The 8,451-nt window shown below is 41.7% G+C and carries 9 protein-coding genes; all 9 read right to left on the bottom strand.

Annotated elements, in window-relative coordinates:
- Positions 1–12 precede the first annotated feature (12 nt).
- The gene (glmS, locus tag KDK67_RS08970) at positions 13–1,857 is read right to left on the bottom strand and encodes a glutamine--fructose-6-phosphate transaminase (isomerizing) (protein WP_250868452.1); all 1,845 of its coding nucleotides are present in this window, start codon (positions 1,855–1,857) and stop codon (positions 13–15) included.
- Positions 1,858–1,868: 11 nt separating this feature from the next.
- Positions 1,869–3,086 carry a bifunctional sugar-1-phosphate nucleotidylyltransferase/acetyltransferase gene (glmU, locus tag KDK67_RS08975; RefSeq protein WP_250868453.1) on the bottom strand — a complete coding sequence of 406 codons (1,218 nt, stop codon included), beginning with the start codon at positions 3,084–3,086 and terminating at the stop codon, positions 1,869–1,871.
- A gap of 269 nt (positions 3,087–3,355) precedes the next feature.
- On the bottom strand, positions 3,356–3,814 hold the full coding sequence (locus KDK67_RS08980; protein WP_250868454.1) for a 30S ribosomal protein S15: 459 nt from the start codon (positions 3,812–3,814) through the stop codon (positions 3,356–3,358).
- 156 nt (positions 3,815–3,970) lie between these two features.
- Positions 3,971–4,975, bottom strand: coding sequence for a DUF7284 family protein (locus KDK67_RS08985; RefSeq protein WP_250868455.1), 1,005 nt, complete (start codon positions 4,973–4,975; stop codon positions 3,971–3,973).
- A gap of 168 nt (positions 4,976–5,143) precedes the next feature.
- Positions 5,144–5,464, bottom strand: a complete 321-nt coding sequence (locus tag KDK67_RS08990; RefSeq protein WP_250868456.1) for a hypothetical protein — start codon at positions 5,462–5,464, stop codon at positions 5,144–5,146.
- A gap of 22 nt (positions 5,465–5,486) precedes the next feature.
- Positions 5,487–6,047: a hypothetical protein gene (locus KDK67_RS08995; protein WP_250868457.1), complete on the bottom strand. Its 561-nt coding sequence runs from the start codon at positions 6,045–6,047 to the stop codon at positions 5,487–5,489.
- The gene (locus tag KDK67_RS09000) at positions 6,044–6,268 is read right to left on the bottom strand and encodes a hypothetical protein (protein WP_250868458.1); all 225 of its coding nucleotides are present in this window, start codon (positions 6,266–6,268) and stop codon (positions 6,044–6,046) included. The genes KDK67_RS08995 and KDK67_RS09000 overlap by 4 nt, the downstream gene beginning before the upstream one ends.
- Before the next feature lie 26 nt (positions 6,269–6,294).
- Positions 6,295–6,525: a hypothetical protein gene (locus KDK67_RS09005; RefSeq protein ID WP_250868459.1), complete on the bottom strand. Its 231-nt coding sequence runs from the start codon at positions 6,523–6,525 to the stop codon at positions 6,295–6,297.
- Between the two features lie 7 nt (positions 6,526–6,532).
- Complete coding sequence (gene hisS, locus KDK67_RS09010; RefSeq protein WP_250868460.1) at positions 6,533–7,768, bottom strand: histidine--tRNA ligase; 1,236 nt, start codon at positions 7,766–7,768, stop codon at positions 6,533–6,535.
- Positions 7,769–8,451 lie beyond the last annotated feature (683 nt).

Here is an 8,451-nt window from a genome sequence, read left to right on the forward strand (position 1 = left end):
CTCCACTTTTTCTTATTCGACAGTTACGCTTTTTGCAAGGTTCTTCGGTTTGTCAATTGAGCAGTCTCTTGCAAGGGCGGTATAATACGCAAGCAATTGCAGTACAACGGATGACAGTATTGGTGCAAGCATCTCATGTGTCGGTGGAATGCGCAGCACATGGTCAACATATTTCTCTATCTCAGTATCACCTTTTTCGGCTACGGCAATGACCCTGGCTTCTCTTGCCTTTACTTCCTTTATGTTGCTCAATATCTTGTCATAGACATGCCCCTTTGTAGCAATTGCGACAACAGGGGTTCCCTCATCAAGAAGGGCCAGTGGTCCGTGCTTTAATTCTCCGCCGGCAAAGCCTTCGGCATGTATGTATGATATCTCTTTGAGCTTTAGTGCACCTTCCAGTGCAACTGGATAATTCACATTTCTTCCAACAAAGAAATAATCCCTCTCTTCTGCGAAGATCTCAGCACATTCGCGAATCTCTGCTTTGCGGTTCAATATCTTCTGTATCTTTCCCGGAATCCTTTTAAGTTCTATCAGCAGGTCCTTCGCTTCATTTGTGTTGATAGTTCCTCTGGCTCTTGCAAAGCGTATGGAAAGTAAGTAAAGCACTATAAGCTGGGCTGTGAACGTCTTTGTGGCGGCAACCCCTATCTCTGGCCCTGCTCTTGTATATAGGACGCTGTCTACAACTCTTGTTATGCTGCTGCCAACAACATTGGTGATGGCAATGGAACTACAACCGTAGGCTTTGCAGCTTTTGACGGCTGCAAGTGTATCTGCTGTTTCACCGGATTGTGTTATGGCAATTGAGATGACATTTTTTCTCATTATTGGATTGCCGTATCGGAACTCTGAGGCGATGTCTACATCAGTGTGTATTCCGGCAAAGTTCTCAAAAAAGTATTTTCCTAAGAGTCCTGCATTCCATGATGTACCGCAGGCAATTATCTCTATCCTGTCAATATTCCTGATCTCTTCGTCGGATATGTTCAATTCTTCCAGATTGACCGAACCGTCAAGTTCGGACAGCTTTCCTGCGAACGTGTCGTGCACTGAAGTCGCTTGCTCGTGTATCTCTTTAAGCATGAAGTGGTCATAGCCTGCTTTTTCTGCTGCTTCGATATCCCATTCGATGGTAGTTGTTTCTTTTTCTATCAACTTTCCATCGATGTCGTAAAATTCAACTCCAATTGGCTGCATTTTAACGAGGTTCAGATCATCCACAAAAACGACCTTTTTTGTGTGACTTAGAAAAGCTGTAACGTCAGATGCTGCGTAGTATTCACCATCACCTATGCCTATTATCAGAGGGCTATCTTTTCTGGCTGCCAGCATGGTATCAGGTTCACTGCTACAAACGGTGGTGATGGCATATGATCCTTCTAATTCTTTTAATGTCTGTTGAAGCGCAGTGAATAGGTCGCATGTCTTTTCGGTATTTTTTGCACTGCCATATAATTTTGAATGCATCAGATGTGCAATGACCTCTGTGTCAGTTTCAGAGAGGAACTTATATCCTTCTTTTTGTAATTGTTCTTTTATGTTCAGGTAATTTTCAATGATCCCATTATGGACTACGGATATATCGCCTGAGTTGTGTGGGTGGGAGTTGACTGTACTTGGTACTCCATGTGTGGCCCAGCGAGTGTGTCCGATACCGATGTTTCCTTTTATGTTGTCCTTAAGTATTTTTTCAAGATCTTTTATTCTGCCTATGGTCTTGTATGTAGTTATATTTTCATTTAGTAGTGTTATGCCTGCAGAGTCATAACCTCTGTATTCAAGTTTTTTCAATGACTCTACTAATATGGGGGCAGCGTCCCGTGTTCCTACATATCCTATAATTCCGCACATCTTGCTACTCCTTAGACAACAATGGAATTTTCAGGCAAATTCCGGGATATGATCTTTCCTGAATCGATATTGCAGTTCGATGAAATCATTGCTCCGGCTTTGACAAGTACTCGGTGGCCTATTATGTTGTCATCGCCTGTGATGGTCCCAAGTTTATTGACAGTTTGTATCTCTTCTTCCATTTCGATCTTGAGGTTCTCTTTGTCCTCTGTGATGAAGTAAGGTCCAATGGAATTGTTCATTCCTATCACGGAGTTGGCTATGTGTGAATGGTTTCCTATCCGTGTATTGTTCATTATGATGCTGTTCTGTATGTGGGAGAATGAGCTTATGGTCACGTTGTCCCCTATTGTTGTAGATGGGAGGATGACAACTGTTGGTGCTATTTCACAATTGTCTCCGATAAGGGCAGGCCCCACGATGTAACATCCTGATCTTATTATCGTGTTGTTTCCAATACTGACGTTTCCACGAATTATGGCACCTTCTTCAACAGTACCTTTTATTTCATGGTCTTTGTACCTGTCAAGGACCATTGAATTGTCTTTTAATATGTCCCATGAAAATACGGCATCACGCCATAGTGAATCTGTTATCACATAATCCACCTGGATGCCATCATCGATCATCTGTTGCAATGTATCTGTTATTGCATATTCTCCCATTTGGGATATGGGGGTTTGTTCGATCCTTTCAAAAATATCCTGGCCGAACATGTATATGCCTGTGTTTACTACATGGCTGATCTCAAAGGTGGGTTTTTCAATTATCTTCTTTACTTTTTTGCCATCGCAAACGATGACGCCATATCCGCGAGTATGTTCTTTTCTCGCTGTTAATATGGTCGCATTTCCGTTGTAATTTTCGAGGAGGTCTTTGATGGTTTTTGTTTCTATTACATTGTCACCGTTGAGGACAAGGATTGTTTCGTCCTCCTCTTCCATAAGTTCTGCAACCTGCTTTATGGCATGTGCTGTTCCAAGCTGTGCTTTCTGGTGGACGTATGTTATGTTTATTCCAAAATCAATGCCATCTTCAAAATAGTCCATTATACGTTCTCTCTCATAACCTACCACAATTATGAGGTCTTTTATCCCGTTTTCTGCGAGCGAGTCTATTACATGCTCGATTATTGGTTTATTTGCAACGGGCAGCATGACCTTTGAACGTGTCAGTGTGAGTGGCCTGCAACGTAGTCCTTCTCCGGCAGCCAAGATTACAGCTTTCATGACTTTTATAGGTCATTCTAAGAATTTATATCTTGCCTTTTAGGGATTTATGGGAATCTTTAAGGATTCAACTGAATTCGTATGGCTGGATCTATGTTAATGGCAAGAGTGCTAAGGATTATAAGAGGGTCTGTCTACAGGAATGGTGATATGAATAGGACGTTATGCTGGTATTAATGGTTGAAAGAATATAAACAAATGTAAAAAAAAGTAGATGGATGATCGGCATGAGCCGAACATCAATAAATTCACAAGAGTGGCCAGGCCACTTATCTTGTGATCAACATTTCTGCTGTTTCTGGTTTGTACTTCCAGTCAATTGGGAGTACCTTTGCGGACTGGTAGTATTTGACGAGCCTTCTGATCTTTGATTCAGTTGACTGCAATGATCTCTTGTTGTGTACATCCTTGTTGTTAACTACAAGGTGTTTGCGTAATCCGATAGCCTTTACGATAAGGTTGTAGAGGTCTTCAGGTACGTTTGGTTCCTCGCTGTTGTCTTTCAGGATGTCTGTTACCTTCATTCCTGTTGCGAGTTTGACATCAGGTACACCGTAGTTGTCTCTGAGTACCATTCCAATAACACTTGTAGACTTGCCCTGTTTCCAGAGGTCAAGTACTACCTTTGTGATCTCTTCTGTTGTTGTTGTGGACCATGCTGGTGATTCTGATCTGATCGGTTTTGTTGAACCGGATTTTCCTTTTGTACGGGTATGCATTTTAGCCATAGCATTCCTCCTGATAATTATAATGTGATATTAAATATATTATTGTTTTGAGTTTGTGCTCAAGTTAAAGGAACGTTGGGAACATTAACTTGAATCGGTACTTTGGCGAAGTGACCTTAATACGCTTGACATTTAATATAAAGGTTATTGTCTTGCTCACCACATGGATAGGGTGATATCAACATATCCTTTGTTGACCTTATTATATATGGACTCCATCTGATCATCCCTGAGTTGTCTGGTCTTATTGATATCATTGATATTTGCCATTTGGGATACTGTGTTATTTATCTCCTCTGCCATGCTGCTTTTTAGGTAGTTCGCAATATTCTTTTGGTTGGCTCGGACCATCTCTTGTTCTGTAATTGTTATTGTGTTGTTGTTGAATTCAAAAGGGTACGCTGTATGGGGTATCATCTGTGCTGATGACAGTGCGGTAGCATCGATAGTTTTGTTGAAACTATCATAATATGTGCCGAATTTAGTTGTGTTCGGGGAGTTGATATGTGTCGTGAGGGTTGTGTCGTTAATTGTATCCGTCAAGTAGCTTTTTGATGGTCTGTTATTTGTTGGCAGTGTCACCCTTGAACTTTGTTTTACTGCATCTATTGGCGGCTTGATGCCGACCGAGGTCGAGCTTTTGAGCGGATATCCCTCAACTGGCTCCCATGTGGTATGAAGTTGGTAGTTATATCGTCCGCCTATTCTTTTGTCAAGGTAGTTGGTGATGGTGATAGTTGTTTGTTCTTTGTGAGGGTCGGTGATTGGTTCGATCGCTTGTGTGGTGCCGCTATCATTGAATGATAAAGTGAGGATCAGATCTTCTGCTATTATTTCTGCAAATGTGCGGTGATTGTGTTGTTTATTAAATGGTTTGGCAGATGATCCATTTATCAGTTTATCTGTCGGGCTAATCGTTCCGTTGATGCCTGGATGTTCTACCTCATAATCAAATGTATCAATTTTGGAATTTAGAAGTGAACTTAATATGTGTGTTGTAAAGTCCTGTTTTGTGGTATATTCTGCTGAATCGTACTGTCTTTCTGCCCTGATGGATGGCATTAGTATTACGGTTGCAATGGATATCAGTGTAAGGAAGAAGATCGCACCCATTGTGGTCGAGAACGCACGCTGGTCATGTATTATGTTCTTTTTTGGCATGTCCTCACCATTGATGTCCCCATGTTCGAACAGTCACTGTTCCTGTTATGTGCTGAGCAGGAGTTGTTTCGATGATGATAGGTATTGATGCCGCAATGAGATTACCTGTTTCTGGATATTCTTCTTTTTTTATTTCCCAGTGGTATTTTCCGTCATCTGCTCTAATATCTACGGAAAATGGTTATTCGATGTGAATTTGCCAAAAAAGCGTTTATGCATCTCTGCATCTGTGATCGGTTCTGCAATAAGGTCTAATTCTTTGGCAGATATTATGTCAGGTCGACTTCCTCTAAGTTCCTTCCATGAGGCAACACTTTCAGCTATTCGAGATGCTTCTTCATAGTTCTCGATGGAACTGCTTTGCTCATCATATGTTAGATAGGCTTTTGACATGACTGGGGCAAAGATCACAAATCCAATGACTGCTAATGCGGTTGCAATGATATCGTTATGAGGTTCGAGTATTGCACGCTCGTCACTGATAAACAAGCACAAGTTCAATTTTATTAACCTATGTATTGTTTTTTAGATAAATTGGAGTTTTTTCAATATGTACTCTCTTTCTTGTATTTAATATTAATTCTTCTCTTCCTTTGATGGAGAGTATTTCCAGAACAGTTGCAGCTTTTGCATCAATGGTGTGATCTTCGTTTCCGTCATTGCCATTGAAGTTGGTTGCAAGTATGTTTCTCAGGTCTTCCTCTTTCAATGGAATTGTTTTGAATGTCAGGGGTTTGACCGAGTAGAAGATAATTCCGTTGCGGTTTTTTTCCAGTCGCACATATTCGCCTGTAACTATGGCTCTGGCTATGTTCTTGTCATTGAATGTGTATGTTGCGTTCTTCCTTATGTTGTCCAATGAACTGCTTCCAATGTCATCGATGGCATTTTTAAGTCCGAATGCTTCTGCATCCAGTTGGTCCTGGGCTTGTAAGTCATTGAAATCTGTTGAAAGCTGGTAGAATGCACTAAGTATCACTATGCTTGCGATCATGAGGGCTGCTTTCGATAATGTTAGGTCTATCCAGGCATTCTGATCTTTGTGGATGCGGGGGAGCTTGCTGTTGGTCATGTTTCTGATATTTTTACAAATATTTTGCCGGTCATGTTATCTTTTTGGTTTTCAAGCTTTAGGTTGTGGGGGCTTGAATTTATGGGGTATGGTCCGTCCATGGCAAAATTTGAGAAAAGGGCTTTGGATCTGTATGTTTTATAACGGCTTCTGGTCTGGATGTAGTAATTGTTGGCGTTGGATGGCCAGGGTGTGTTGTCGGGTAATGTTCCCATGTGCATGGTCACGTCATCCGGGATCTCTATGTCTATATATATTGTGGATCCTGCGCCACGGAAATATATCTGTTCTGAGTTGATATGAGTTTACTGATCTCTATGAGTGCGATATCTTCATTCGCTTTTTCCTTCAGGTCGGCTATTGCGGTGATGGCAAGCCCCATTATCAGCAGGACCAGTATGGCTGTTATCGTAAAACGAAGGGGCAGGGAATCGTCTGCCCTCTCGTCCTTTGTGAATGTTCTTTTTTTGGGTTGCATTATGTCTTTAACTGTTCTTTATTAGTTCAATGGCCTCATCCAGTGTTAGTTGTGACTGGTCCCCTGTTTCCATGTTCTTCACAGTTAGTTTTCCTGACTCGATCTCTTTCTTTCCGACTATGACTGCGTAATCTGCTTCAATGTTGTTGGCATGGGATAGTTGTGTTTTGAAGTTGCGCTGCATGATGTCCAGGTAGACGGTCAGTTCCTTCCTCATGCTTGTTGCGACCTTTATGGCATCGGTGCGTGTTTCATCGGTAGCTATTATTACTACGCTCTTCTGCTTATCGGGTATTATTTCGCACACTTCCATTATGCGATCGAATCCAAGTCCGAATCCTGTGGATGGTACATCTCCGCCGCCAAATAGTGAGATCAATTGGTATGAGCCTCCGCCGCATACTTGATTTTGTGCGCCAAGTCCTTCTGCATATATTTCGAAGACCATTCCGGTGTAGTAGTCAAGGCCTCTTGCTATGCCAAGGTTGATGGAATAATCGATCTCGTATGCGTCGAGGAATGTCAGGAGCTGTTCGAATTTGTCTATTTCTTCTATGTCCCCTACTATTTCCCTTGCTTTTGCTATTGCATCTGTGCCTGTGACGCAGATAAGCTCCAGTAGGTTTCTTCTAAGCTCTACCGGGGTGTTTATTTCTTCAAAGTAGTCCTCAAGTCCGGTATCATCCTTTTTGTCTACGAGGCGCATTATCTTGCTTTGTTGATCGGGTTCGAGTTCTTTGAGTATGTGGCGGATTATTCCCAGGTGGCCTACGTGAAGGTCTCCTTTGATGCCTGCTGCGTTGAGCATGGTTGTTGCAAGGGCAATTATCTCGGCATCTGCGTCAGGGCGGTTGCTGCCGATAACTTCTACGCCGAATTGCCAGAATTCTCGGAACCTTCCTTTTTGTGGTCTTTCGTAACGGAAACAGTTCTCGAAATAGAATAGTTTTTGTGGTCTTGGGGTTGCCTGCATTTCGTTGACGTACATTCTCATGACCGGCGCGGTAAGTTCAGGACGTAGTGCCATGTTCCTGTCACCTTTGTCACTGAAATTATAGAGTTCTCCGATAACTCCTTCACCGGATTTGAGGGTGAATAGCTCCAGATTCTCAAAGGTGGGGGTGATAACTTCTTTGTAGTCCCATTTGTTGACCACTTGTCTCATTATGTTCTCGACATTTCTCCTGCGAGCGGTCTCTTCTGGTAGGAAGTCCCTTGTTCCCCTTGGTTTGCTAACTTTCATTTTGATCGAATCCTAATGATATGGTAATTGTGTGATGTGGGTGGTACTACTTTTTCGTTAGTGTATATGTATGTAGGGCCAATGATGTTTGCGTCTATAGTATCTGAATGATGTATTTTATATTTTCGATTATCATTTCTATATTTGAGGTCGATCGTTTAAGGGGCTCCTCTATAAATATATATCTTGTGTTATGTGCAAATATGTGTCCATATATATTCCCGTGTCAAACGTTGTCACACTATGTATAAATATGAGGACGTAGTGGTAAGGGTGCTTTCATTGAGCTGATTGGTGCCATTTTCGGTACGATCAGGATGAGGGTTCAAAAACGTTTATGCTCTTTCATGACTGGATTCACATTCTCAAAAATGTGGTTATGCTTTCCGATTCGGAACGTATATATAGCATGAAGGAGTTTAAGGAAATCCACTCAACGTGTGGAATTTCAATCACCTTCAATTCAAGATCATTAGTGGAGACCGGAGCTTTTTCGGTCTGACGTTGAATTTGGCAGTTCGATTAATTCTGACTGATAGTGTAAATCTATCTATCGAGAACTAATCGAAATTGTGCATGAATAAGTAACTCTCTAATTCACTTTAGAGTGTTCTTTTCCGACAATTTTTAAGTTTAACTTCCATTTAAGTGTGCTTTAACAACAAACTCTGGTTGATCCTGCC

Origin of the sequence: Methanococcoides seepicolus (genome assembly GCF_023684405.1) — an archaeon.
Classification (GTDB): domain Archaea; phylum Halobacteriota; class Methanosarcinia; order Methanosarcinales; family Methanosarcinaceae; genus Methanococcoides; species Methanococcoides seepicolus.